At 68.5% G+C, this 23,543-nt stretch carries 24 protein-coding genes; 15 read left to right on the top strand and 9 right to left on the bottom strand.

Features of this window, described 5'->3' with window-relative positions; all coding sequences use genetic code 11:
* The first annotated feature begins 128 nt into the window (after window positions 1–128).
* The 4 genes from V8J36_RS04945 (at window position 129) to V8J36_RS04930 (ending at window position 6,357) form a co-directional block, all read left to right on the top strand.
* The gene (locus tag V8J36_RS04945) at window positions 129–2,378 is read left to right on the top strand and encodes a hypothetical protein (RefSeq protein ID WP_336466128.1); all 2,250 of its coding nucleotides are present in this window, start codon (window positions 129–131) and stop codon (window positions 2,376–2,378) included.
* 185 nt (window positions 2,379–2,563) lie between these two features.
* Window positions 2,564–3,862 carry a flagellar hook protein FlgE gene (locus V8J36_RS04940; protein WP_336466127.1) on the top strand — a complete coding sequence of 433 codons (1,299 nt, stop codon included), beginning with the start codon at window positions 2,564–2,566 and terminating at the stop codon, window positions 3,860–3,862.
* A gap of 22 nt (window positions 3,863–3,884) precedes the next feature.
* Window positions 3,885–5,276 carry a flagellar hook-associated protein FlgK gene (gene flgK, locus V8J36_RS04935; RefSeq protein ID WP_336466126.1) on the top strand — a complete coding sequence of 464 codons (1,392 nt, stop codon included), beginning with the start codon at window positions 3,885–3,887 and terminating at the stop codon, window positions 5,274–5,276.
* Between the two features lie 10 nt (window positions 5,277–5,286).
* Window positions 5,287–6,357, top strand: a complete 1,071-nt coding sequence (locus tag V8J36_RS04930) for a flagellin (protein ID WP_336466125.1) — start codon at window positions 5,287–5,289, stop codon at window positions 6,355–6,357.
* Window positions 6,358–6,374: 17 nt separating this feature from the next.
* Here V8J36_RS04930 and V8J36_RS04925 read toward each other — a convergent pair whose 3' ends face one another.
* Window positions 6,375–7,094: a response regulator transcription factor gene (locus tag V8J36_RS04925; protein ID WP_336466124.1), complete on the bottom strand. Its 720-nt coding sequence runs from the start codon at window positions 7,092–7,094 to the stop codon at window positions 6,375–6,377.
* 166 nt (window positions 7,095–7,260) lie between these two features.
* Between V8J36_RS04925 and V8J36_RS04920 the strand changes: the two genes are divergently transcribed.
* From V8J36_RS04920 to V8J36_RS04890, 7 genes are all read left to right on the top strand, one after another.
* Window positions 7,261–8,379 (top strand): flagellar basal body P-ring protein FlgI, encoded by a 1,119-nt coding sequence (locus V8J36_RS04920; RefSeq protein ID WP_336466123.1) that lies wholly within the window; start codon window positions 7,261–7,263, stop codon window positions 8,377–8,379.
* Window positions 8,379–8,663: a rod-binding protein gene (locus tag V8J36_RS04915; protein WP_336466122.1), complete on the top strand. Its 285-nt coding sequence runs from the start codon at window positions 8,379–8,381 to the stop codon at window positions 8,661–8,663. The genes V8J36_RS04920 and V8J36_RS04915 overlap by 1 nt, the downstream gene beginning before the upstream one ends.
* Entirely contained in the window at window positions 8,660–9,157 is a 498-nt protein-coding gene (locus V8J36_RS04910) for a hypothetical protein (protein ID WP_336466121.1), read from the top strand. Before V8J36_RS04915 ends, V8J36_RS04910 begins: the two co-directional genes overlap by 4 nt.
* A 224-nt stretch (window positions 9,158–9,381) precedes the next feature.
* Window positions 9,382–10,293 (top strand): flagellin, encoded by a 912-nt coding sequence (locus tag V8J36_RS04905; protein ID WP_442902457.1) that lies wholly within the window; start codon window positions 9,382–9,384, stop codon window positions 10,291–10,293.
* Between the two features lie 133 nt (window positions 10,294–10,426).
* Entirely contained in the window at window positions 10,427–10,843 is a 417-nt protein-coding gene (flaF, locus tag V8J36_RS04900) for a flagellar biosynthesis regulator FlaF (protein ID WP_336466119.1), read from the top strand.
* A 10-nt stretch (window positions 10,844–10,853) separates the two neighbouring features.
* Window positions 10,854–11,285, top strand: coding sequence for a flagellar biosynthesis repressor FlbT (locus tag V8J36_RS04895; protein WP_336466118.1), 432 nt, complete (start codon window positions 10,854–10,856; stop codon window positions 11,283–11,285).
* A gap of 1 nt (window position 11,286) precedes the next feature.
* Window positions 11,287–12,102 carry a DUF1217 domain-containing protein gene (locus tag V8J36_RS04890; protein ID WP_336466117.1) on the top strand — a complete coding sequence of 272 codons (816 nt, stop codon included), beginning with the start codon at window positions 11,287–11,289 and terminating at the stop codon, window positions 12,100–12,102.
* On the opposite strand, the gene V8J36_RS04885 is transcribed toward V8J36_RS04890, so the two are convergent.
* The 5 genes from V8J36_RS04885 to fliF are packed head-to-tail and all read right to left on the bottom strand — an operon-like array spanning window position 12,099 to window position 16,747.
* Window positions 12,099–13,115 (bottom strand): flagellar motor switch protein FliG, encoded by a 1,017-nt coding sequence (locus tag V8J36_RS04885; RefSeq protein WP_336466116.1) that lies wholly within the window; start codon window positions 13,113–13,115, stop codon window positions 12,099–12,101. The two genes, V8J36_RS04890 and V8J36_RS04885, sit on opposite strands and share 4 nt — an antisense overlap.
* A gap of 30 nt (window positions 13,116–13,145) precedes the next feature.
* Window positions 13,146–13,976 (bottom strand): flagellar type III secretion system pore protein FliP, encoded by an 831-nt coding sequence (gene fliP, locus V8J36_RS04880; RefSeq protein ID WP_336466115.1) that lies wholly within the window; start codon window positions 13,974–13,976, stop codon window positions 13,146–13,148.
* Window positions 13,976–14,353 carry a flagellar motor switch protein FliN gene (gene fliN, locus V8J36_RS04875; protein ID WP_442902456.1) on the bottom strand — a complete coding sequence of 126 codons (378 nt, stop codon included), beginning with the start codon at window positions 14,351–14,353 and terminating at the stop codon, window positions 13,976–13,978. The genes fliP and fliN overlap by 1 nt, the downstream gene beginning before the upstream one ends.
* Window positions 14,346–15,020: a FliH/SctL family protein gene (locus V8J36_RS04870; protein ID WP_336466114.1), complete on the bottom strand. Its 675-nt coding sequence runs from the start codon at window positions 15,018–15,020 to the stop codon at window positions 14,346–14,348. The genes fliN and V8J36_RS04870 overlap by 8 nt, the downstream gene beginning before the upstream one ends.
* A gap of 14 nt (window positions 15,021–15,034) precedes the next feature.
* Window positions 15,035–16,747 (bottom strand): flagellar basal-body MS-ring/collar protein FliF, encoded by a 1,713-nt coding sequence (gene fliF / locus V8J36_RS04865; RefSeq protein WP_336466113.1) that lies wholly within the window; start codon window positions 16,745–16,747, stop codon window positions 15,035–15,037.
* Window positions 16,748–16,879: 132 nt separating this feature from the next.
* On the opposite strand from fliF, the gene V8J36_RS04860 reads away from it, so the two are divergent.
* The 4 genes from V8J36_RS04860 to V8J36_RS04845 are packed head-to-tail and all read left to right on the top strand — an operon-like array spanning window position 16,880 to window position 19,515.
* Entirely contained in the window at window positions 16,880–17,560 is a 681-nt protein-coding gene (locus tag V8J36_RS04860) for a flagellar basal body-associated FliL family protein (protein WP_336466112.1), read from the top strand.
* Window positions 17,561–17,571: 11 nt separating this feature from the next.
* Window positions 17,572–18,501, top strand: coding sequence for a flagellar motor switch protein FliM (locus V8J36_RS04855; RefSeq protein WP_336466111.1), 930 nt, complete (start codon window positions 17,572–17,574; stop codon window positions 18,499–18,501).
* Window positions 18,482–18,901 (top strand): hypothetical protein, encoded by a 420-nt coding sequence (locus tag V8J36_RS04850; RefSeq protein WP_336466110.1) that lies wholly within the window; start codon window positions 18,482–18,484, stop codon window positions 18,899–18,901. Before V8J36_RS04855 ends, V8J36_RS04850 begins: the two co-directional genes overlap by 20 nt.
* On the top strand, window positions 18,901–19,515 hold the full coding sequence (locus V8J36_RS04845; protein ID WP_336466109.1) for a MotE family protein: 615 nt from the start codon (window positions 18,901–18,903) through the stop codon (window positions 19,513–19,515). Before V8J36_RS04850 ends, V8J36_RS04845 begins: the two co-directional genes overlap by 1 nt.
* A 4-nt stretch (window positions 19,516–19,519) precedes the next feature.
* On the opposite strand, the gene V8J36_RS04840 is transcribed toward V8J36_RS04845, so the two are convergent.
* Genes V8J36_RS04840 through flhA form a run of 3 tightly spaced genes read right to left on the bottom strand, consistent with a single transcriptional unit; the run spans window position 19,520 to window position 23,543 of the window.
* Entirely contained in the window at window positions 19,520–20,647 is a 1,128-nt protein-coding gene (locus V8J36_RS04840) for an EscU/YscU/HrcU family type III secretion system export apparatus switch protein (protein WP_336466108.1), read from the bottom strand.
* Between the two features lie 15 nt (window positions 20,648–20,662).
* Window positions 20,663–21,418 (bottom strand): flagellar biosynthetic protein FliR, encoded by a 756-nt coding sequence (locus tag V8J36_RS04835; protein ID WP_336466107.1) that lies wholly within the window; start codon window positions 21,416–21,418, stop codon window positions 20,663–20,665.
* A 1-nt stretch (window position 21,419) separates the two neighbouring features.
* Window positions 21,420–23,543: a flagellar biosynthesis protein FlhA gene (flhA, locus tag V8J36_RS04830; protein ID WP_336466106.1), complete on the bottom strand. Its 2,124-nt coding sequence runs from the start codon at window positions 23,541–23,543 to the stop codon at window positions 21,420–21,422.

Raw genomic sequence — 23,543 nt, 5'->3', positions numbered from 1 at the left:
CATTTACCGGAAGCACTGTTCATAATAATCCTTAGGAAAGCGGGGGACCGCGCAGAAGAAGTGCCATGAAGCGAGATGGATTGAGCCCGGGCCTCCGCGGCGCGCGACTTCCGGTTCGCGCGGCGCTGATGCTTGCGCTTCTCGCCGGAACGGCGCTGCCGGGGCTGGCGCAGGTGATCGCGGTGGATCCGCCGCGGCCCAGCGACCGGCCAGAGGACCTTCGGCTGATCTTCCCCGATGCGACCCCGCGCGCGGTGGCCCGCACCCCGCGCCCGCGCACCCGCCCCGAGAACCCGCTGGAACTGCAGCTGCCGGTCGCCGAGGTGAACGGCCCGGCCGGCGGCACCGGCCTCGACGCGCTGCCCGAGGCCGGCGGTTTCGCCCTGCCCCCGCCCTGGAGCTTCAGCGGCGCCGACGGCGCCCCCGCGCAACCCGCCGCGCCGGGAGAGCGCAGCGAGCCGCCCCCGCCCACCCGAAGGCAGGCCGGCGCGGACCATGACGGCCCGACGACCCGCCCGGCCCCCGGGCTTCCGGCCGTGACCGCCGAAAGCGCGCCCGCCGCGGACATGCCCGCGCCGCATGTCGCGCCGCCCCCGCCCAAGGTGCCGCCGCCGCATCTCGACCTCGCGCAGTTCGGCCGCGACGATTTCCTGAAGGACCGCGCCCGGCTCGCCTCGGCCTATGTCGAGGCGGCCGCCAGCGGCGAGCCCGCGCGCCGCGCCGGGGCGGCGATGGATTTCGCGACCTTCTACCTCGCGCACCAGCTGCTGCCCGAAGGCCGCTCGATCATCGCCGCGGTCGACCCCGCCGGACTGTCGGAGGACGACGCCGCGCGCCGTGACGCGCTCGACCTCGCGCTGCGGCTGGCGGCGGGCGAGACGGTGCCGCTGGACGCGGCGCCGCTGGTCGCCTTCGGCCCTGGCGTCTGGCAGGACCGTCCGCTCTGGGCGGCGCTGGCGGGCTATCGGGCCGGGAACGCCGACATGATCACGGCGACGCTTCCCGACGCGCTCGAGATGCTGGACCACACCCCGCCGCAGTTCTCCGAGCCGTTGCTGCTGCCGCTGCTCGATGCCGCGATCATCGCCGGGCAGTGGAACCTGTCGGGGGCGATCGCAGAACGGATCGCCGCACGACCGGCGCTGAAGGACTCGCCCGGCTACGACTTCCTGCTGGGCAAGGCCTCGGCCGCCAGCGGCCAGCCCGAGGCCGCTTTCGACGCCTATGCCCGCGCCGCGGCGGGAGAGGGCGAGGCCGCACAGCGCGCCCGGTTGGCGCTGGCCGATCTGGGGATCGCGGCGGGCGGCGCGAGCCTGCGCCAGACCGCCGACATGCTGACCTCGGTGCGCTACGACTGGCGCGGCGGGCCGCTGGAGTTGGGCCTGCTGGACCGGCTGGCGCGGACCGAAGAGCGCATCGGCAACGCCCCCTCGGCGCTGCGCTGGTACGGGCAGATCCTCAGCCTCTTCGCCGGCACGTCCGAAGCGCAGCATGCCGAAGAGCGCAGCCACGATTTGCTACGCGCGGTCTATGACGACGGCGCCGCCGGCCGGATCGAGATCGGCACCTTCCTGCGCCTGCACCGCAACATTGCCCCCGACTTCCGCCGGATCGACGGTTTCGACCGCGAGGCAGAGAAGCTGGGCGACCGGCTGCTGGCTCTGGGCGCGAGCGCCGCCGCGTCCGAGGAATATGCCGGCATCCGCAAGGCGCTGGAGGATGCGCGCGACGCGGGACTGTGGGAGGTGACGACCGACCGGATGACGGCGATCAAGCTGAAGGAGGCCGATGCGCTGCTGCGCGGTGGGCAGGTGCCCGAGGCGCTGGCGCTGCTGAGCCCGGTCGGCCCCGGCCTGCTGGCACCCGAGACCGAGCGGCGGCTGGCCGAGTTGCGGGCCGAGACGCTCTGGGCCGCGGGGCAGATCGCCGAACTGGCCGCGCAGCCGCTGGGCAGCAGCCCTGCCGCCGGTGCGCTGCGCCGGATCGCCGACGCGCGGTTCCAGACCAGCGACTGGCACGACGCGGTCGAGGCCTATCGCGCACTGTGGCACGACCATCCGCGCGATTTCGCCTTTGCCGATGCGGCGCGGCTGTTCCTGTCGGCGCATCGCGCCGGCGAGACCGAGGTCGCCACCGCCGTCGCCGCCGCCTTCCCCGACCTTGAGGCCGGTGACGACTGGCGGGTGGTCGCGGAATCGATCCTGGCCGAACCGGCGCCGCTTTCACCGCTGCGGGATGCCGCGATCGACCGGCGCATGCAGCGCAGCGAAGAGACCGTCACCCGGCTGAAGGCCCTGCAGGACGTCTCAGCTCAGGCCGATCCGGGCAGCGCCGCCGGCGCCCCCGCAGGCGGCCCGGCGACCTCGCCCGGAGGTTGATCTGTTGCAGGACCGACACGCGGTCCGGCGAACCCGCTGTTTGATTAGTGAAAATTTAACGCTCCTTAAATCGGGAGCTGGTATGATCTTGTTTGGGTCACCATGTCCGACGGATCCGGGACCCCAATCACTCGAGGCAGGCGCCCCCCAAACGGGCCGGCGGCAGGACACGAAGGACAGGCGGAATGGGCATCTCCAATGCGATGCAGACGGGCGTCAGCGGCCTTTACGCGAATTCGCTCGCGATCGAGCAGGTGTCCAGCAACATCGCCAACTCTGCCACCACCGGCTACAAGCGCAGCTTCGCGCAGATGGTGACGACGACGGCCGGCACCGCGGTCAGCAGCCGCGGCGTAAGCGCCGTGACCACCGCCACCGTCAGCCAGGCCGGCGCCATCACCTCGACCAGCTCGGTCACCGACCTTGCGATTTCGGGCAACGGCTTCTTCGTCGTCTCGCGCAACCCCAACGAGACGGTGCTGTCGAACTACATGCTGACCCGCGCCGGCTCGTTCAGCGTCGATGACGAGGGCTATCTGGTGAACGCCGGCGGCTACTACCTGTCGGGCTACGCCTACAACGACGACGGCACCCTGCCCGCCTTCGACGCCAACGGCTTCGGGTCGATGGAGACCATCAACCTGACGAACAGCACGCTGGACGCCAAGGCCACCACCGCGATCTCGATCGCCGGCAACCTGCCCTCGCAGGAAACCGGGGCGACCAGCACCGGCACCTCGTTCATCTCCTCGACGAATTTCTACACCGAGCTTGGCGCGACCGACGGGCTGAGCCTGGAATGGACGCCCAGCACCACGGCGAACACCTGGGACATCGTGTTCTCGCTGGCCGACGGCACCCAGATGGGCAGCGTCACCGTGACCTTCGCGGATTCGGGCACCACCGCCGGCACGCCGCTGAGCTACAGCAATGTCACCAACCTTGCGACGGCGCCGGCGTCGTTCGGCTTCGACACCGCCACGGGCACCGCGACGCTGACCATCGACAACGGCACCACGCCGCAGGTCGTGGACTTCACGCTGGGCGCGCCGGGCAGCACGACCGGCGTCACCCAGTTCGCCGGCGATTTCGCCGCGCAGGACTTCGACGTGGACGGCTGGCCGGTTTCGCAGCTGTCGCGCACCGAGATCACCGAGGACGGCACCGTCTGGGGCGTCTATGAAAGCGGCGTGCGCAAGGCGCTGTTCATGATCCCGGTCGCCACCGTCACCAATCCCGACGCGCTGGTCGAAGTCAGCGCCAACGCCTACCGGCTGTCGCGCGACGCGGGCACGCTCACCATCCAGCAGGCCGGCACCGCCGGGGCCGGGACGATCACCTCGGGCGCGCTCGAAAGCTCGAACGTCGAGATCGCGCAGGAACTGACCGACCTGATCCGCATCCAGCGCGCCTATTCGTCGAATGCCAAGGTCATCACCACGGCCGATGACATGCTGGCCGAGACCACGCAGATCAAGCGCTGATCCATAAGGCAGGAGACAGGCCATGGGGCTTGGCACCGGACTGACCATCGCGGCGACAGGCCTGCGCGCGACCCAGACCTGGGCCGACACCATCGCGCGCAACATCGCCAACGCCACCACCGAAGGCTACACCCGCAAGGATGTCGAGCTGTCGACGCTTTCGGGCGGCGTGACCGTCAGCGCCTTCAACCGCGACGTCTCGAGCTCGCTCGACCGGATGACCCGCGCCTCGACCGCGAAGATCGCCACGCAGGACACCATCGCCTCGACGCTCGAGGGCTACACCTCGCTGCTGGGTCAGCCCGATGACGAGACCTCGCCCGTCGCCTACCTGACCGCCTTCCAGACCGGGCTCGAGACGCTGGCCGCCGACCCGTCCAGCGCCGTCGCCCAGCGCAGCGCGATCGAGACCGCCGGCCAGCTGGTCAGCGCGATCAACGCCGCCAGCTCGGCCCTGTCGAGCGTCAGCACCGACACCGAAAAGCAGATCCAGTCGCAGGTCACCGAGGTGAACGACCTGCTGACGAAGATCGGCGAGATGAACACCAAGCTGACCCACACCACCGAGGGATCGCTCGACAACGGCGACCTGCAGGACGAGATGGGCAAGCTTCTGGACAAGCTGTCGGGCTATGTCGATTTCTCGGTCAGCCAGACCACGGCCGGGCTGACCACCGTCTATGCGCCGAATGGCCTCGTGCTGGTCGACAGCCAGACGACGCTGCAGCTTGGCTATGACGGTTCGCGGCTGACGGCCGGCGGCACCGACATCACCCCCGCCGACAGCACCGTGCGCGGCTTCAACGAGGGCAGCCTCAGCGGCCTGTTCGAACTGAAGCGCGACATCCTGCCGGAATTCGCCGCGCAGCTGAATTCGCTGGCCGCCGGGCTGATCACCGGCTTTTCGTCGGCCGATGCCTCGCTGACCAGCGGGCAGGCCGGGCTCTTCACCGACAACGGCGCCGCATGGGACGGTGTCAGCCTTGACGGGCTGGCCGCACGGCTGACGCTGAACCCGGATGCCAGCAGCAACGTCACGCTGATCCGCGACGGCTTCGGCGCGACGGTCGAGGGCGAGGCCAGCGACACCACGCAGATCAACGCCTTCCTCGCGGTCTTCGACAGCGACCTGAGCTTCGATGCCTCGGCCGGGCTCGGCAGCTCGATGACGCTGTCGGAATTCACCGCGCAGATGGTCGCGACCCAGCAGAGCACCCGGTCGGACGCCGAAAGCTCGAGCGCGACCCTCGCCGTTACGGCCGAGACGATCTCGGCCTCGCGCGAGAACCTGCGCGGGGTGAACATCGACGACGAAATGCAGAAGCTGCTGATGGTGCAGCAGGGCTATGCCGCAAACTCGAAGGTGCTGACCTCTCTGATCGAGATGATGGACACCCTTCTGGAAGCCGTGTGAGGACTGAACCATGGTCAACGTGACGACGGTGTCGAGCTTCCAGATGACGCTCAACAACCGCCTGAAGCTCGCCAGCCTGAACGGCCAGCTTCTGCAGGCCAACGACGAGGTGGCGAGCGGGCTGAAGAGCGATGTCTATTCCTCGCTGGGCAGCGGGGCGGCGCAGACGCTGATCCTGCGCCAGCAGATGGACGTGGCCGACAGCTTCCTGGTGACCAACGAACTCGTCGCCGGCCGGATGAGCGCGATGGACGAGGCGCTTGGCGCTGCCCGCGACGCGGCGCAAAGCTTCCTGAGCCTCGCGCTGCCCAACGCATCGGGCGCCACCCAGACCGCCAGCCAGCTGCAGTCGAGCGCGCTGTCCGCGATCAGTTCGATCGTCAGCGCCCTGAACACCACCTACGGCGGCAGCGCCCTGTTCGCGGGCACCCGCACCGACGGCTCTGCGCTGCAGGAATGGTCGAAGGCCAGCGCCACCACCGGGACCAGCCCCGAGGATGCGGTCGCGGCCCTTGTCGGCGGCACGATCACCGACAGCAACGATGCCGCGGCGAAGATCGCGGCGCTCGAGGCCGCCTTCGCCTCGACCAGCGGGACCACCTCGGATTTCGAGGGGACCTTCTACAACGGCACCCCGGCGCAGACCGGCGGCACCGACAACGCCCGGCTGACCGCGCGCATCGCGCAGGGCGTGACGCTGGATTACGGCATTCAGGCCAATGACAGCGCGATCCTCGACACGCTGCGCGGCCTCGCGATGTTCGCGACGATGGACGTGACCACGATCACCGACAGCGATGCCTATGCCGCCTGGGTCGGCGACGCGATCAACACGCTGTCCTCGGGGATCTCGGGGGTCGACCAGTCGCGCGCGACGCTGGGCAACCAGCAGAACCTGGTGGAGACGCAGACCGCGCGCCACCAGCAGCTGTCGGACCTCTACAACAACCGGATCCTCGATCTGGAAGGCGTCGACCCCTACGAGGCGGCGACCCGCGTCTCGGCGCTGCAGACGCAGATCGAGGCGACCTATGCGGTCACCGCCCAGCTGCAGCAGCTGAGCATCCTGAACTACCTGTAAGGGTCAGACCGCCGCGCTCAGGCCGAAACCGCGGCCGGCCCGGCATCGAGCCCGAACTTGTAGCCGCGGCCATAGACCGTCTCGATATACTGCTGGCCGCTTGCGGCGGCATCGCCGATCTTCTTGCGCAGCTTGCAGATATAGACGTCGATGACCTTGTCGAACGGCTGGTCGGTGCTCATCCCGTAGACGGCGTCGTAGATCGCGCCCTTCGAGATCACCCGGTTCGAATTCAGGATCAGGTGCTGGAAGATCGCATGCTCGCGCCGCGACAGCTTCAGCCGCTCGCCCGAGACCTCGGGATCGCGACCGTCGAAATAGGCGGTGATCTCGCCCACCGTCACGCTTTCAGAGGCGAAGCCATGGGCGCGGCGCAGGATCGAATGCACGCGGCTGATCAGCTCGACCCCCTTCAGCGGCGCCACCACCACGTCGTCGGCGCCGGCGTCCAGCACCTCGGCCGCCTCGCGCGCGTTGCGGGTGTCGCGCAGCACGATCACCGGGTTCTGCACCCCGCGCGACCGGATCCGGCGGATCAGCTCGCTTGGCGGGGCCGGCATCACCGGACTGACCGCGATCAGGATCGGCCGGGTGTCCCCGCCCTTGCGCGTCAGCGATCCGAGATCGCCGGCGAAGAAGCCCGCCTCGACCAGCACGGGGTCCAGCCCCACGCCCGCGAGTTCGGCCGTGAGGGGCGCGTGGCGCTCCTGGCGCAGCTCGTAGACGTAGATGTGCATCGGACCTCCCGCAAAAGCGGAAAAGCAAGTATTGACAAGAATTACCATCAGTAAATTCGCCGAACCTGTCAAGCAATTCATGGTGAGATCCTACCGCACCCGAGCAGTTTATCCTTTGAGCCGTCGCCAATTCATGGTTAGACTTCCGCAGGCTTCTGAGGTGACCATGGGCAGGTTTCGGATCGATCGCGTGATGCGCGGGCTGGCGGGCGCTGCCTGCTCGGCCCTGCTGCTGCTCTCGCCGGCCCAGGCCGATGTGCGGATCAAGGACATCGTCCAGTTCGAGGGCGTGCGCGAGAACCAGCTGGTCGGCTACGGGCTTGTCGTCGGCCTCGACGGCACCGGGGACTCGCTGAAGAACTCGCCCTTCACCCGCAAGTCGATCGAGGGGATGCTGGCCCGGCTGGGCGTCGGCAACCTGTCGAACGACACGATCAAGACCAAGAACACCGCCGCGGTCATGGTCACCGCCCGCCTGCCGCCCTTCGCGCGGCGCGGTGCCGACATCGACGTCATGGTCTCGTCCCTTGGGGACGCCAGCTCGTTGCGTGGCGGCACGCTGATCGTCACCCCGCTCGCCGGGGCGGACGGCGAGATCTACGCCGTGGCCGAAGGGCCGATCTCGTCCTCGGGCTATTCGGCCGAGGGCGCTGCCTCGAGCGTGGTGAACGGCGTGCCCACCGTGGCGCGGATCCCGAACGGCGCCATCGTCGAGCGCGAAATCGCCTTCGAGATGAACGACCTGAACTCTGTCCGCCTTGCGCTGCGGGTGCCCGATTTCACCACCGCCCAGCGCATCGCGCAGGCGATCAACGACGAAAGCATGGGCCGGGCCCGCGCGCTCGACAACGGCACGGTCGAGGTGGCGATCCGCGACAAGACCGACATCCCGGGCCTGATGGCGGATATCGAGAACCTGCGCGTGCAGCCCGACAGCCCGGCCAAGGTGGTGATCGACGCCAAGACCGGCACGATCGTCATCGGGTCGAACGTGCGCATCGACGAGGTGGCGGTGTCGCAGGGCGGGCTGACGGTGATGGTGCGCGAGACCGCGAGCGTGAGCCAGCCGAACCCGATCACCATCGGCGAGACCGTGGTGATCCCGGAAACCGAGATCAACGTGCAGCAGAAGAACTCGGGCTTCGCGGTGCTGCAGGGCGACGTGAGCCTGCAGGACCTGGTGGACGGGCTGAACGCCATCGGCATCGGCGCGCAAGAGACGATCTCGATCCTGCAGGCGATCAAGGCCGCAGGCGCGCTGCACGCCGATCTGGAGATCATCTGATGATCGACCCCACCGACCCGCGCGCCGCGCTGGCGATGACCAAGACCGACACCAAGGCGCGCGCCGCCGAGGCCGGCAAGCAGTTCGAGACGGTGTTCCTGACCCAGACCATGCAGGAGATGCTGAAGAACGCCGGCAAGGGCGCGATCGGGTCCAGCAATGCCGAGCAGACCTGGAACAGCTTCCTGGCCGAGGCGATCGCGAAGAAGGTGGCCGACAGCGGCACCACCGGCATCGCGCAAAGCGTCGAGCGGATGCTGACCGCCTACGGAGGCAAGCCATGAGCACCGGCGAGGCCCCGCGCGAGCTGATCGCGCGCCTTGGCCAGAAGATGGTCGACCGCCTGCGCGAAGGGCTGGCCGAGCCCGAGACCGACCCGCGGGTGACCGAGGCCGAGCAGGCGATCGACTGGCTTTCCGCCCTGCTCGCGGTCGAGACCGAGGCCGCGATCGAGGGGCGAATCTCCGAACTGGCCGAAACCGGGCCACAGAAGGCCGAGGGACTGGCCCGGGTCGAGGCCGCGCTGGCCGCGATCCCGGAACTTGCCGAGGGGCTCGAGGGTTTCCCCACGTTGCGTCCCCGGCTCGAGGCGCTGCGCACCACCGCCGCGCAGAATGCCGAGACCCTGGCCGGTGCCGCCGAGGCCGCCCGGATGATTTCCGTCGAGATTCAACGGATCAGGGACCGACATTCATCCGCCGGCGTCTACGGCCGCAACGGCCAGACCCGCGAACGCCCCGCCCCCCCGGGCGCAGAGCACATCGACCGCGAGCTCTGAAAACGGGCGGCTGACTCTCCGTGAAGTTGCGAAACGGCAACAGGTGGGCCGCATTCTGTGCGGCCTTCAACCTGTTCCGAGTCAGCCACAATTGCGCCCGAAAGTTTTAACTTATTCATGTGCGTGAGTGACGCACCGCAGAACGCGGGCGGCTCACCCCGGGACAGAAAGCCTCGGGCCACAGAAGCAGAAAGCACGAAGGGTAACGACCAATGTCGTCGATCATGACCAACTCCTCCGCAATGAACGCGCTCTCGACGCTGCGGGGCATCAACTCGAGCCTGGACACCACCCAGAGCCGCATCTCCACCGGCCTGAAGATCAACTCGGGCAAGGACAACGCGGCGTACTTCAACATCTCCGAAACCATGAAGGGCGACTCGTCGGCCTATTCGGCGATCAACGAAGGCCTGACGCTGACCAACAACTCGGTCGCGACCGCGCGTCTCGGCACCGAGACCTTCCAAGAGCAGGCCCAGCGCTTCCAAGAGCGTGTCGCCTTCGCCCAGGGCGCGACCGGCGGCCTCGATGACATCCAGACGGAACTGGATGCCATCCTGAAAGAGATGACCAACACCATCCAGTCCTCGACCTTCAACGGCGATGACATGGTGAACGCGGCCAACGCCGGCACCGTCGCGGGCGCCTCGGTCGACGCCACCACCGGTGCGCTGACCTCGGCCACCGAGACCACCTCGACCCGCAGCGTCGTCACCGGCATCACCCGCGACTCGACCGGCATCAGCACCACCACGCTCGATGTCGACACCGTCGACCTTTCGGCCATGCTCGCGGACTTCACCGCGATCGCCGCCGGCTTCTCGACCAACGGTGCCGATGCGACCAACGGTGCGGCCTACCTGGCCGGCGTGCTGAGCGCCTCGGAAAGCGTTCTGGCCCGCGCGACCTCGGCCGCGACCCAGCTCGGCGTCTCGGAAGAGTCGATCGACAACCAGCAGGAATTCCTGACCAACCTCACCGACAACCTCGACACCGGCGTCGGTGCGATGGTGGACGCGGACATGGAAGAAGAAGCCGCCCGTCTGCAGGCCCTGCAGGTGCAGCAGCAGCTGGCCACGCAATCGCTGTCGATCGCGAACCAGGCGCCGCAGAACCTGCTCAGCCTGTTCCAGTAACAGTGGCACGCGCTTTCCGGCGGGGGCTTCGGCCTCCGCTCTCCAGGCCCGCCGGGGAGCGCGCGTTTCCGAACCGAACGAAGTCCGCCCCAAAGACGGACCGTGACCGAGGCACGAGACGGAAGAGACAGGCATGAGCATCCTTGCGTACAAGCGGACCATCCGCGAGACGGAAAGCCCCCGCCAGATCGAGCGGCGGATCCTTCTGGCCGCGAACGTCAAACTCGAATCCTTCGCCGCAGCTTTCGACGCAGCCAGCACCGGCTCCGACAAGCTGGGCGTGCTGGCCGGCGGCCTGCGCGAGGCGCTGGCCGAGAACCAGAAAGTCTGGAACGCCTTCCGCACCGACCTGACCGGCCCGGGCAACAGCCTGCCGCAGGGCCTGCGCGCCGCGCTCCTGTCGATCTCGCACTGGGTCGACAAGCAGACCAGCGCGATCCTGTCGGGCAAGTCCCGCGTCCGCCCGCTGATCGAGATCAACCGCAACATCATCGCCGGCCTTGCGGGCGATGCTGGCGAGCATCCCGTCAAGTCGGCCGGCGCTCTCTGAGGCCGCGGCGATGGCGCTCAAGCTCACCCTCAAGCCCAACGAACGGGTGGTGATCAACGGCTGCGTCATCCGCAACGCGGATCGCCGGCAGGTTTTCGTCATCGAGAACCGCGCCGATGTCATCCGCGAGAACGAGCTGATCGACGAGCCGCCCGTCACCCGACCGGCGGCCCGCGCCTATTTCCTGATCCAGTGCGCCGTCATGCAGTCGGACCTGCGCGACCGGCTGGGCCCCGAGATCCGCGACCTGCTTGCGCGGCTCGTGCCGGTCTACCGGCCCGAGATCGCGCAGAAGGTGTTCGAGGCAGCCTCGAACGTCTCGATCGGCAATCACTACATGGCGCTGCGCGCGATGCGCCCGGTGATGCAGCACGAGGACAAGGTGCTGGCCCATATCGCCGCGATGAACGACGCCCCGCCCCCTGCCGCGGCGGAGGGCTGACATGGTCGTTCTCACCTCGGGTCTGTCCGGTTCGGTCGCCTACTCGCTGATCTCGCGCACGCGCGAGAAGCAGCTCGAGATCACCGCCAAGGAGCCGATGGCGGCGCGCGAGATCGAGACCTTCCGCGAAAAGGCATCCTCGATCACCTCGATCGACGACCTGATGGGCAATTACGAGGTCTACAGCTTCGTGATGAAGGCCTACGATCTGGAAGACCAGACCTACGCCAAGGCGATGATGCGCAAGATCCTCGAAAGCGACATCGAGGATACCAAGTCGCTGGTCAACAAGCTGACCGACAGCCGGTTCAAGACGCTCTACAACGGGCTAGACTTCGCCTCGGGCACCGAGGACACCTTCCAGTCCTCGAGCTGGGTCGAGGACATGGTGGCCAAGTACACCGAGCAGGTGTTCATCAACAACACCTCCGACGACAGCGAGACGCTGGGCGCGGCGCTGGAATTCCAGCAGAAGGCCTCGACCCTGACCAGCTGGTACAAGGTGCTGGCCGACGAGACGATGGGGGACTTCATGCGCACCGCGCTGGGGCTTCCCGACTCGCTCGCCACCGCAGATGTCGACCAGCAGGCCAAGCTCTTCGCCAAGAAGATGGACATCGAGGACCTGCAGGACCCGGACGTTCAGGAAAAGCTGATCCGCACCTACCTGGCGATCAGCGATGCGCAGACCGCGGCGGACAACATGTCGTCGAACCCGATCATCCAGCTGATGACCTCGGCCACCAGCGGATCGTTCGTTCCGGTCACGATCGACATCGAGGCGGTCGCGACCTTCACGGCCTCGCGCTACCGTTAATCGACCAGCATGTCGTCCTCGGCGCTCGGCAGGGTGATGACCTCCTGCCGCGCCAGTTCCAGCGCCGCATCCACCAGCGTGACCTGCGCCGCCTGAACCTCCTTGGCGCGCACCGCGCCCATGGTATTCATCTCGTCCAGCAGCATCTCGCGCGACCGGGCCGGCAGCGCGCCCAGGAAGACGTCGCGGACCTCTTTCTTCGCGCCGCGCAGCGCCAGCGGCAGGGCGTTGCCCTCGGCCGCGCGCATGACGCGGGCCAGCGAGTTCTGGTCGAGCCGGGCGAGATCGTCGAAGGTGAACATCTTCTGCTTGATCGCCACGAAGCTCTCCGGCGCCCGCTTTTCCAGGTGCTGCGACAGCTCCTCGAAGACGGTGCTGTCCATCTTGTTGAACAGATCCGCCATCCGCTGCTGCGGGTCGGGGCCGGTGCGATGCGTGGCCGAGGCGAGGAAGTCCTTCTCCAGCACCGATTCCAGATCCTCGAGCACGTGGCGCGGCAGCGTGTCGATGTCCAGCATCCGCCCCGCGACCTCTGCCATCCGCTCGGGCCCCAGCAGCGGCAGCACCTTGGCGGCCACGTCGGCCTTCACCTTCGACAGGATCGCGGCAGCGGTCTGGTCGTGCTCGCCCTTCAGGAAGTTGGCGATCACCGCCTCGTTCAGCGAGTTGAAATTGTCCCAGACGTTGCGGCCGGTCAGCGGCGCGCGGATGTCGCGCATGATGTCCGAGACCTTGTCCTCGGGCAGGAAGCCCGCCAGCATCCGCTCGGCCGCGCTTTGCGAACCGAAGAGCCCACCGCCCTCGGCCATACCGCCGACGAACTCGCCCAGAACCTCTTCGGCGAGATCGGGCGAGACCGGCCCCAGCGCCGCCATCGACAGCGAGATCTGCTGGATCTCGGCCTCGTCCAGCATCTGCATCAGCTTCGACCCCTTCGACTGCCCAAGGCAGAGGAAGACGATGGCAGCCTTTTCGCGACCGGAGAGCGCGGCGAGGGAGGTGGGCGTGGCCATGGCTGTCTCTCCAGGTTCAGGTTGCGGGGGTCAGGTTGCGGCGGCGTAGGATTGCATCAGCGACCCGGCCAGCATGTACCAGCCGTCGATCAGAACGAAGAAGATAACCTTCAGCGGCAGCGAGATCATCACCGGCGGCAGCATCATCATCCCCGCGCTCATCAGCACCGAGGCGACGATCAGGTCGATGGCGATGAACGGCAGGTAGATCAGGAAGCCGATGGTGAAGGCGCGGCGCATTTCCGAGATCATGAAGGCCGGCACCAGCACCGACCAGCGCACCTCGGCCAGGCTTTCGGGAAGGGCCTCGTCGGGCGTGGTCAGGTTCAGGAACAGCCGCATGTCGACCTCGCGGGTGTTCGCGGCCATGAAGGCGTGGAACGGCGCGGCGATGGCGGGCAGCGCCTGCTGCTCGTTCTGGCTGCCGTCCAGCAGCGGCTGCAGCCCGTTGGCCCAGGCGTCGTCGAAGACCGGCTGCATCACATACAGCGTCATGAACAGCGCCAGCGACGACAGCACCATGTTCGGCGGGGTCTGGTTCAGCCCCAGCGCCGAGCGCAGCATGGAAAAGACGATGACGAAGCGGGTGAAGCTGGTCATCACCACCAGCAGGCCCGGCGCGATCGACAGCACCGTCATCACCGCGATCAGCTGCAGGATCCGGCCCGACAGCGATTGCGTCCCCGCCCCCAGCCCGGTGCCCTGCGACAGCCCCTCGAGCGTCTGCGACAGGCTGTTCAGCAACTCGCCCCCGGCGGGCGGCACCGGTGCCTGCTGGGCCAGCGCCATGCCCGCGCCCAGCGCGACACCGGCCCCGGCAAGGGCCAGCAGAACGGCGATACGGGCGCGGTGGGCGGTCATCACAGCTCTGACACGTAGTCCTTGACGATCTCGGTCAGCGTCACGCCGATCCGGTTCTCGCCGACCTTCACCAGGTCGCCGCGCGCCACGAGCCGGTCGTTGATCATCACGTCCACCGGCTCGCCGATGCGCTTGTCCAGCTCGATGACCGAGCCGCGCGACAGCGTCAGAAGCTGCGCGATCGGCATCCGCGACTGGCCCAGCACGATCTGCACGTTCAGGCTGACGTTCAGCATCGCGTTGATGTTGTGGCCCGCCTCGGCGGTGGGCGAGCGCGGCGCGATCGCGTTCGGCTCGTCGCCGATCATAGTTTCCAGAACGCCGGGACCCTCGGTCTCGGGCTTCGGCGCGCCGCCGGGCGGGGCAGGATCAGTCATCGCTATCGGTCCCGATCTTCGGTTGCGGTTGGCCGCCCGCGACCTGGCGCAGGGCGGTGAGGATGCGCGCGCAGACCTGCGCGTAGCCATAGCTCATGAAGCCGTCTTCCCAGGCGACCTCGACATCGCCGTCGCCCAGCCGGGCGTCGGGGGCAAGGTCAAGGTGCTGCTCGCCCGGCGCGCCCTCGACAAGGCTGCGGATCTCGGCGGCCAGGATCGCGTGGCTGGTGGGCGACAGCCGCACCTTCACCGCGGGCTTGCCCAGCGCGAGGCCCAGCGCGCGCCGCACCTCGGCCCGCGCGGCGGCGACCGAACGGGTGGCGAGGAACTCGGGGAAGACCTTCTCGCAGACCGAGAGCGCGAAATCCGTGACCTGCGCCTCGAGCGCGGCGTGATGCTCGCCCGTGCGCTCGGCGATCTCGCGCAGGGGCCCGATCATCTGGGCCAGCACCTCGACCTGGCGGGCGGCCAGCGTCGCCTGCGTCTCTTCGATCCCGTCCAGCTTGCCGACCGCGCGCCCCTCGGCGAAGGCCTCGGCCCGCGCCTCGGCGATCGCCTGCGCGACCTCGTCCTCGGTGAAGCGCTGCGCCAGCGCAAGGTCGGCCGCGCGCCGCTCGGCCTCGATCTCGTCGTCGAAATTGCGCAGGAAAACGCTGTTCGCGCCCATGGCCTAATCCCGCCTCATGCTCGTTGCGCCAGCCAGCCGCGCAGCATGCGCAGGGCGGCCTCGGGCTCGTCATCGACGATCTGCGCCATGGCCGACAGCCGGTCCTTCAGCCCGCCGGGCTTCACGCCGCCGGGGCCGAGATGGATGAAGTCCGCATCCTCGGCCTCGATCTGCACCGGGTCAACCCGGCCGAGACCCGGCGCGCCGCGCTGGCCCGGGATCTGGCCGGGGCGGAAGCCGCCGGCGATCTGGCCCATGTCCTCGGCCCCGGCCAGCATCGGGTCCTCGACCGTGCCCGAAACCCCGGCACCGGCGGCGCCCTCGGGGCCCGGCAGCGCCGGCGCGTCCTCGGCGTTGATCCGCTTCAGCGCCGGGCGGACGCCGAAGAACAGCACCGCCGCCACGATCGTCAGCGCGAAGAACCAGCGCAGCGCCGAGGGCAGCGCCGCCAGCAGCTGCTGGCCCAGCGTCAGCCGCTCGGGCTCGCCCAGACCCATCGAATAGTCCATGAACCGCAGGCTATCGACCGAGACCCTGTCGCCGCGCGCCTCGTCGAAGCCCACGGCCGAGCGGACCAGCTCGCCCAGCCGCTGCAGCTCTTCGGGGCTGCGCTCCTGATACTGGCTGTCGCCCGAGGTCTGCACCTCGAAGATGCCGTTGACCAGCACCGCCACCGTGATCCGCTTGATGCCGCCGGCTTCGGTCACCGTCTCGCGGCGGGTCGAGCCGATCTCGTAATTGGTGGTTTCCTCGTTGCGCGCCCGGCTGTTCGAATTGGTGGGCTGGGCGTTCTGCGGCTGCAGCGCCGGGGGCAGGTTGCCCTGCACGCCCACGGCGCCGTTCGCCTCTTGCCCTTGGCTCTGATCCTCCTGCGTGGTGGTCGAACGGACCACCTGCTGGTCGGGATCGTAGGTCTGCGCCACCAGCACCTCGCGCTGCGGGTTCAGCTCGACCGAGACCTGCACCCGCGCGTTCCCGGCGCCGACGCGGGCGGTCAGGATCTGCTCGATGTTGCGCGCCATCCGGTCTTCCAGCTGCGCGCGCTTGCTTTCCATCCCGGCTTCCGAGCCGTCGGCGCCGTCCTCGGCCAGGATCGTCTCGCCGGTGGCCGACAGAACCGTGACCCGCCGCCCCGACAGGCCCGGCACCGCCGAGGCCACGAGGTTGCGGATCGCCAGCGCCTGCCGGCGGGTCATGTCCGCCCCACGCGCCGTACGGATCACCACCGAGGCCGAGGGTTCGGGCAGGTCGCGCGAGAAGGCCTCGCGCTCGGGCAGCACCAGATGCACCCGCGCGCTTTCCACCCCGTCCAGCGTCTGGATCGAGCGGGCAAGCTCGCCCTCCATCGCGCGCAGCCGGTTCACGTTCTGCAGGAAGCTGTTCATGCCCAGGCCCGAGGTCTGGTCGAAAAGCTCCCACCCCGGCATGCCCTGATCCGGCAGCCCGGTTTCGGCCACCGCCATCCGCGCCCGCGGCAGGTCGCCTTCGGGGACGCTGACGACCGAGCCGTCCTCGGACACCCGCACCGTGAACCCCGCCTGCTCCAGCGTCGTCACCATCCGCGAGGCGTCGGTCGCCGACAGCCCGGTGTAGAGCGCGCGGTATTCCGGCGTCATCACCGTCGACAGGCCGAAGAGCGCGGTGAAGACCACGCCAAGACCCACCGCGCCCAGCGCGATGAGCCGCCCCCGGCCGAGCGCCCGAAGATTGCGGAGAAGCTGGTTCACGCGGTCCTCTGTCAATGCTTCCGCTTCATGAACAATTCTTACGGCATGCGCCCCGCGCAAGCAAAGAAAATCTTGCTATACTTGGGCCAATCCCGGATAACTGTTCTTGCAATCCTCACCATGGACCAGACGATGTCGAAAGCCCCCGCCTCTGCCCGCAAGGGTGCCGCCGCCCCGGCGGCCGAAGGCGCTGCCAAGGCGGGCGGTGGACGCCGGAAGATCATGCTGATCGGCGTGATCGTGGTCTCGCTGCTGGCCGGCGGCGCCGGGCTCTATTTCGCGATGTTCGCGGGCGACAAGGCCGAGACGGCGGCGGAAGACGGCCATGGCGAGGCCGCGCCCGAAACCGGCGCCGAACCCGCCGCCGGCGGGCACGGCACGACCGAGGCCGCGGCAGAAAGCCATCCGCCCGGGGCCGAGGGGCTTTACGAGCTGAAGGACATGACGCTGAACATCCGCGGCTTCAACAGCGCGGGGGCGCCGATCGAACGGCTGATCCGGGTCAGCATGACCATCGTCTACGACGCCGACGCGCTGGGCCGCGCCAAGGAACAGGCCCCGGGCGGCGGCGGCGAGGAAAGCGGCGGCGGCCACGGCGGCGGCGAGGCCGCGCCCGGCCCGCAGGGCGTCGACGCGATGATCCCGCACCTGCGCGACGTGTTCCTCGACTACCTGCGCCAGATCACCACCCGCGACCTTGACGGCAGCCTCGGCTTCGCCACGGTGAAGGCGGAACTGCTGAAGCGCGCCAAGGCGGTGATGGGCCCGGATGTCCCGCGCGAGATCCTGATCCGCGATCTCGTGGTGCAGTGAGGGTGGGGGCGATGCGCGATCCGCACAGCGAGGCCATCGAGGAACAGATCATCGCGCAGTCGATGACCAACTTCGAGCGTCTGCCGATGCTCGACGTGATCTTCGAACGCTTCGGTCTGGCCTTCGCGGCGGCGCTGAAATCCTTCACCTCGACCGTGGCCGATGTCGAGCTGTCGAAGCTGATCTCGACCACCTATGCAGGCGCGCTGCGCGAGCTGCCGGAAAACTGCCTGCTGGCCATCGCCCGCGAACAGGGCTGGGACGCAAGCTTCGCGGTCGGCATGGACGGCGACTTCCTCTATGCGGCGCTCGACCTGATGCTGGGCGGCCGCGGCGGCCCGACCGCGCCGAAGACCACCCGCGGCTTCACCGCGATCGAGCGGCGCATCGGCCAGACCCTGGCCGAGCTGATGCTGCGCGAACTGGCATCCAGCTTCCGGCAGGTGGCAGAGGTGCAGTTCGAGGTCGAACGGATGGAGGGCTCGGTGCAGCTCGCCTCGATCTCGAAGCCGATCAGCCCCTGCGTGCTGGCGAACTTCCGGGTGAAGCTGGGCGATACGCAGGGCCGGATCTCGATCCTGCTGCCGCATCTGGCGGTGGAGCCGATCCGCCCGCTGCTGGCCAAGGTGTTCTTCGGCGACCGTCTGGGCGCCGATCAGGGCTGGCGCGACCACCTGCAGGAACGCATCACCCAGTCGAACGTGAAGCTGACCGCGGTCCTGCACGAAGTCGAGGTGCCGCTGGCCGACGTGCTGGGCTGGACGATCGGCAGCACGCTCGACCTGCATGTCGGCCTCGACCACGAGGCCACCGTCTTCTGCTCGGGCGAGCCCGTGTTCCGCGGCGCCACCGGCCGGCGCCAGAACGGCGCCGTCGCCCTGCGCATCACCAAAGACCTCACCCCGTCGAAGGAGGCTCTCCATGATCTCGCTCGTGATTGACGCCGTCATCGTCGCGCTGCTTGGCGCAGCCCTCGGCTATGGCTGGATCATCTCGCGCCGCGTCACCCGGCTGATGTCGCTGCTGACCGAGCTGGAACCAATGGTCCGCGCCTTCTCGGAAGCCGTCGACAAGTCCGAAGAGTCGGTCAAGGACCTGAAGGCCGCGGCCGAGGTCGCGAACCAGCGCATCGAGCCGCGCCTGACCGCCGCCCATCCCGACAGCGACGCGACCTTCGCCACCCGCCGCCGCGCCGCCGCCGCCGCGGCAGCCGCCGCCCCCACGCCGGCCGCGCCGGAGCCCGCGGCCCCCGCCGCGCCGGTCGGCCTGATGCAGCTGGGCGCCAGCAAGGCCGACCTCGTGCGCAGCTTCTTCGAAACCTCGCGTAGCCGGGCGGTCTGATGGCGCGCCTGCCCGCGATCCTCGGCGGCGGTCTCGCGGTGCTCTGCGCCGTCAAGCTCGGCATGGGCCTTCTGCAGACCGACACCGACTTCGCGGCCTTCGCCGCCTCGGAGCCCGCGACCGCGCAGCCCGCCCCGACGCCGCTGCCGGAAATCCCGCTGCCGCCGGTGGTGATGGGCTGCGACGCCCCGGCCGAACTGCTGGCCGCCATCGACCGCGAGCGCAAGCTTCTGGACCAGCAGAAGGCCGATCTCGACAAGCGCGCCGCCGAGGCGGAGCTGACGCGCGAGACGATCCGCACCGAGACCGCCCAGCTCGAAGAGCTGCGCACCACCGTCCAGTCGCTGATCGACCGCACCGAAAAGCAGCATGTCGAGGATCTCGACAAGCTGGTGTCGCTCTACAAGGGCATGAAGCCGCAGGACGCGGCGACGATCATGAACGAGATGGACCTCGAGACCTCGGTGATGACGCTGGCCACGATGCCGGAACGCAACGCCGCGCCGATCCTTGCCAAGATGAAGCCGGAGCGCGTGCGCGCGATCTCGAAGATCATCATGGAACGCTCGAAGATGCCGGGCGACCAGCGGCCGATCCAGGTGAAGGCGCCCTGACCGCTCAGTCGTCGCGCAGGCTTGACCCTTCGGGCGGCTTGCGGCGGATGCGGCGGCGCAGGTCGATCACGAAGCCCACGATCTCGGCCACGGCCTGCCAGTGCTGTTCGGGGATCACGTCGTCGACCTCGACCGTGGCATGCAGCGCGCGGGCCAGCTCGCGGTTCTCGATCACCGGCACCTCGTTGTCATGGGCGATCTTGCGGATCCGCTGCGCCACCAGATCGGTGCCCTTCGCGATGCAGACCGGCGCCAGATCGACGCCGCGGTCATAGCGCAGCGCCACGGCGTAGTGGGTCGGGTTGGTCAGCACCAGCGTGGCCTTCGGCACCGCGGTGACGATGCTCTGCTGGGCGCGGCGGCGGCGGATCTGCATCCGCTTGGCCTTGACCTCGGGGTTGCCGTCCTGGTCCTTGCGCTCGTCCTTGACCTCCTGCAGCGTCATCCGCAGCTTGCGCATCCACTGGATCCGCTTCCAGATGATGTCGCCGATCGCCACCGGCACCAGGAAGATCGAGCAGCCGATCAGCATCTGACCGGCATAGTCCGACAGATAGGCCGGCAGCGCCTCGGGCAGAAGCTCGGTCCCCGGCAGCAGCCGGTCCACCGCCGTCCAGGCGATCCAGATCGCGATGACGCCCACGACCAGCACCTTGACCATGCTCTTCAGGAACTCGATCAGCGTGTTCCAGGAAAACAGCCGCCCGAAGCCCGCCATCGGCGACAGCCGGCTGGCCTGCGGGCGGATCCGCTCGGCCGCCACCACCACCTCGCCTTGGATCATCACCGCGACGATCGCCGCCAGGATCAGCACCCCCAGCACCGGCGCCGCCGCCAGCGCGATCGTCACCAGATAGCCGCTCATCAGGTCGCGCAGGTCGGCCATCCCGGCGGTGCCGGTCGAGATCTGCGCCCGCCCCGCGGCCTCGAGCAGACCGGCAAGGCCGCCGGTGATCCGGGGTGCGGTCTGCGGCAGCACGAAGACCATCATCACGAACATGCCGAAGGCGGTCATCATCGCGCCCGCCTCGCGCGAGCTGGGCACGTCGCCCTTCTCGCGCGCGTCGCGCATCCGCTTCTCTGTCGGAAGCTCCGACTTCTGGTCCTTGTCCTGCTCGTCGCCCTCGGCCATTCCAGCCCGTCCCCGTCAGAACCTGTAGGTGCCCAGCCATTCGGCGAAGCGCACAAGGAAGCCATGAAGCATCGCTGGGGCCGCAAAGGCAAGGATCAGGAAACCCGCCCCGGTCAGGACCGAGCCCGCGACGAAGAACACCGGCAGGCTGGCCATCATCCGGTTGGCAAGCCCGAGGCCGAGGTTGATCAGAAGCCCCATCGCGAAGAAGGGCGCGGCCAGCGTCACCCCGATGTAGAGGCTGCCCGACAGCGTCTTCGCGGCCTCGTGCGCCATGTCGCCCAGCATCAGGCTGCCGAAGGGGAAGACCTCGTAGGAATACATCAGCGAGCGCAGGATCAGGTGGTGCAGGTCGGTGACGAAGATCAGCGCCGCCGCCCCGATCAGCAGGAACGAGGCGACCGAGGTCGCGCCCTCGAAACTGCCGAGCGAGGGCGAGAAGGCGTTGGCAAGCCCGGTCGCGTAGCCCGCCTGATAGCCTGCGAAATCCAGCGCCGACAGGATCGAGCGCGCGACGACCCCGATCCACAGCCCGGTGAGCGACTCGGTCGCCAGCAGCCGGATCATGCCCAGCGCGTCATCGGGGACCAGCGCCGGCACGGGCGAGGCCGGGTAGAGCACCAGCGTCATCAGCACCGCGAAGACCAGCCGGGCGCGGACGGTGATCTGCGTCTCGCCGAAGCCCGGCATGAACATCAGCGCGCCAGCCATCCGTGCGAAGACCAGCATCAGCCCGAAGACCTGCGCGCTGACGACGCCCGCGGGGTCCACCTTACGGCCCGATCGTGGCGACGGTGCGCAGCGAGGCCTTCCGGTGCACCTCGGAATGCGAGATCACCTGCGTCATCGGCGAGACCCGCTCCAGCATCGAGCGCACGAAGTTGCGCGTCTCGGGGCTGACCATAAGCGCGGGCCATTCGTCCTTCTGGGCGAACTTCTGGATCTCCTGCCGCGCGGCGAGGATGAATTCCTGCACCCGCTGCGGCGACATCAGGAAGGTGCGGTCGTCGCCGGTGCCCTTCACCGCGGCGGTGAACTCGCTTTCCCAGGACGAGCTCAGCACGATCACCGGCACATAGCCCGCCTTGTCGGCCAGCGCCCGGCAGATCTGGTTCGACAGGCGGCGGCGCACATGCTCGGTGATGGTGGTGACGTTCTTCGAACTGGCCGCGGCCTCGGCCACCGCCTCGACGATCAGCGGCAGGTTCCGGATCGAGACCTTCTCGGCCAGCAGGTTCTGCAGCACGTGCTGCAGCAGGATCGGCGGCGAGGGGTTCTGGATGTCGCCGACGAGCTTGCGGTAATCGGCATCGAGCCCCTTCACAAGCTCCTGCACCGCGCCATAGGTCAGCAGGTCCGGCAGGTGATCCTTCACCACCTCGGTCAGATGGGTGGTGATGACGCTTTCCGGGTCGACGACGGTATAGCCGCGCTGCTCGGCCTCCTGCGCATGCTGGCGGTCGACCCAGATCGCGGCCAGCCCGAAGGTCGGCTCGCGTGTCTTCTCGCCGGGCAGATCGGTGATCGTGCCCTGCGGGTCGATGACCAGCAGCGAATGCGGGCGGATCTCGCCGCGGCCGACCTCGACCCCGTGGACGAGGATCGCATAGGTGGTCACCGGCAGGCTCGCATCGTCCTTGATGCGGACAGAGGGCATCATGAAGCCGTATTCGCGCACGAAGAGATTGCGCAGGCTCTGCACCTTGCCGGGCAGCGCCGCCTCCTTGCTGGCGATCAGCGGCACCAGCGTCGCGCCCAGATCCAGCCGGATGTCGTCGACCCGCATCAGATCCTTCGGCGTCTCGGGCGCGGGCTTCTCCTTGGCGGCGGTCTCGGCGGCCTCGGCCTTCTCGCGCGCGGCGGCCTGCCCCTCGACCATGCGCCCCAGCCCCGCCATCAGCGCCGCCAGCAGCAGGAAGACGAGGAACGGGAACCCCGGCAGCAGGCCGATGCCCAGCAGCAGCGCCGCCGCCATGTAGAGCGCCTTGGGGAAATGGCTCAGCTGCGCCAGCAGCGCCTCGTTGGTGGCGCCCTCGGTGCCGCCCTTGGTCACGATCATGCCCGCGGCCAGCGACACGATCAGCGCCGGCACCTGCGTCACCAGACCGTCGCCGATGGTCAGCACCGTGTAGTTGTTCGCGGCCTGGCTCAGCGACAGGCCGTGCTGGAACAGCCCGATCAGGATCCCGCCCACCACGTTGATCAGCGTGATGATGATCCCCGCCACCGCGTCGCCGCGCACGAATTTCGACGCACCGTCCATCGAGCCGAAGAAGGCGCTTTCGTCCGACAGTTCGCGCCGGCGCTTCTTGGCCTCTTCGTCGTCGATCAGCCCCGCGCCCAGATCGGCGTCGATCGCCATCTGCTTGCCCGGCATCGCGTCCAGGCTGAAGCGCGCCGAAACCTCGGCGATCCGGGTCGAGCCCTTGGTGATGACGATGAAGTTGATCACGACGAGGATCGCGAAGATCACCACCCCGATCAGGAAGTCGCCGCCCACGACGAAGCGCGAGAAGCCCTGAATGACATGGCCCGCGGCATCGGTGCCGGTATGGCCCTCGCTCAGGATCAGCCGGGTCGACGACACGTTCAGCGCCAGCCGCAGCATGGTCACGACCAGCAGAAGGGTCGGGAAGCTGTTGAAGTCCAGCGGCCGCGGGATCCACAGCGCCACCATCAGCACCAGCACCGACAGCGCCAGCGAAATCGCCAGCCCGAAGTCCAGAAGCGCCGTCGGCAGCGGCACGAACAGCATGCCGAGGATGAGGCAGAGACCGGCGGCGAAGGCCACGTCGCGGTTCGCGAAGCCAAGGCTCAGCCCGCGCTGCAGCTGCCCAAGCCCGGCTGCCGCGGCGGTCGGGCGACCCGAGGAAAGGCGCTTCGGTGCGGCTGCCAT

The organism is Frigidibacter sp. MR17.14 (assembly GCF_037095735.1).
Taxonomy (GTDB): Bacteria; Pseudomonadota; Alphaproteobacteria; order Rhodobacterales; family Rhodobacteraceae; genus Frigidibacter.
Note: the sequence above shows the minus strand (reverse complement) of the source record. Positions and strands in the feature narration are given on the sequence as shown.

Bases quoted from the DNA above. Each gene is read 5' to 3' on its own strand.
- V8J36_RS04905 (WP_442902457.1), top strand. From the start codon at position 9,382: ATGACCAACTCCTCCGCAATGAACGCGCTCTCGACGCTGCGGGGCATC.
- V8J36_RS04915 (WP_336466122.1), top strand. From the start codon at position 8,379: ATGATCGACCCCACCGACCCGCGCGCCGCGCTGGCGATGACCAAGACC.
- V8J36_RS04920 (WP_336466123.1), top strand. From the start codon at position 7,261: ATGGGCAGGTTTCGGATCGATCGCGTGATGCGCGGGCTGGCGGGCGCT.
- V8J36_RS04845 (WP_336466109.1), top strand. From the start codon at position 18,901: ATGGCGCGCCTGCCCGCGATCCTCGGCGGCGGTCTCGCGGTGCTCTGC.
- V8J36_RS04890 (WP_336466117.1), top strand. From the start codon at position 11,287: ATGGTCGTTCTCACCTCGGGTCTGTCCGGTTCGGTCGCCTACTCGCTG.
- V8J36_RS04895 (WP_336466118.1), top strand. From the start codon at position 10,854: ATGGCGCTCAAGCTCACCCTCAAGCCCAACGAACGGGTGGTGATCAAC.
- V8J36_RS04850 (WP_336466110.1), top strand. From the start codon at position 18,482: ATGATCTCGCTCGTGATTGACGCCGTCATCGTCGCGCTGCTTGGCGCA.
- V8J36_RS04940 (WP_336466127.1), top strand. From the start codon at position 2,564: ATGGGCATCTCCAATGCGATGCAGACGGGCGTCAGCGGCCTTTACGCG.
- V8J36_RS04855 (WP_336466111.1), top strand. From the start codon at position 17,572: ATGCGCGATCCGCACAGCGAGGCCATCGAGGAACAGATCATCGCGCAG.
- V8J36_RS04885 (WP_336466116.1), bottom strand. From the start codon at position 13,115: ATGGCCACGCCCACCTCCCTCGCCGCGCTCTCCGGTCGCGAAAAGGCT.
- V8J36_RS04925 (WP_336466124.1), bottom strand. From the start codon at position 7,094: ATGCACATCTACGTCTACGAGCTGCGCCAGGAGCGCCACGCGCCCCTC.
- flgK (WP_336466126.1), top strand. From the start codon at position 3,885: ATGGGGCTTGGCACCGGACTGACCATCGCGGCGACAGGCCTGCGCGCG.
- flaF (WP_336466119.1), top strand. From the start codon at position 10,427: ATGAGCATCCTTGCGTACAAGCGGACCATCCGCGAGACGGAAAGCCCC.
- V8J36_RS04910 (WP_336466121.1), top strand. From the start codon at position 8,660: ATGAGCACCGGCGAGGCCCCGCGCGAGCTGATCGCGCGCCTTGGCCAG.
- V8J36_RS04930 (WP_336466125.1), top strand. From the start codon at position 5,287: ATGGTCAACGTGACGACGGTGTCGAGCTTCCAGATGACGCTCAACAAC.
- V8J36_RS04945 (WP_336466128.1), top strand. From the start codon at position 129: ATGCTTGCGCTTCTCGCCGGAACGGCGCTGCCGGGGCTGGCGCAGGTG.
- fliP (WP_336466115.1), bottom strand. From the start codon at position 13,976: ATGACCGCCCACCGCGCCCGTATCGCCGTTCTGCTGGCCCTTGCCGGG.
- fliN (WP_442902456.1), bottom strand. From the start codon at position 14,353: ATGACTGATCCTGCCCCGCCCGGCGGCGCGCCGAAGCCCGAGACCGAG.
- V8J36_RS04870 (WP_336466114.1), bottom strand. From the start codon at position 15,020: ATGGGCGCGAACAGCGTTTTCCTGCGCAATTTCGACGACGAGATCGAG.
- flhA (WP_336466106.1), bottom strand. From the start codon at position 23,543: ATGGCAGCCGCACCGAAGCGCCTTTCCTCGGGTCGCCCGACCGCCGCG.
- V8J36_RS04860 (WP_336466112.1), top strand. From the start codon at position 16,880: ATGTCGAAAGCCCCCGCCTCTGCCCGCAAGGGTGCCGCCGCCCCGGCG.
- V8J36_RS04840 (WP_336466108.1), bottom strand. From the start codon at position 20,647: ATGGCCGAGGGCGACGAGCAGGACAAGGACCAGAAGTCGGAGCTTCCG.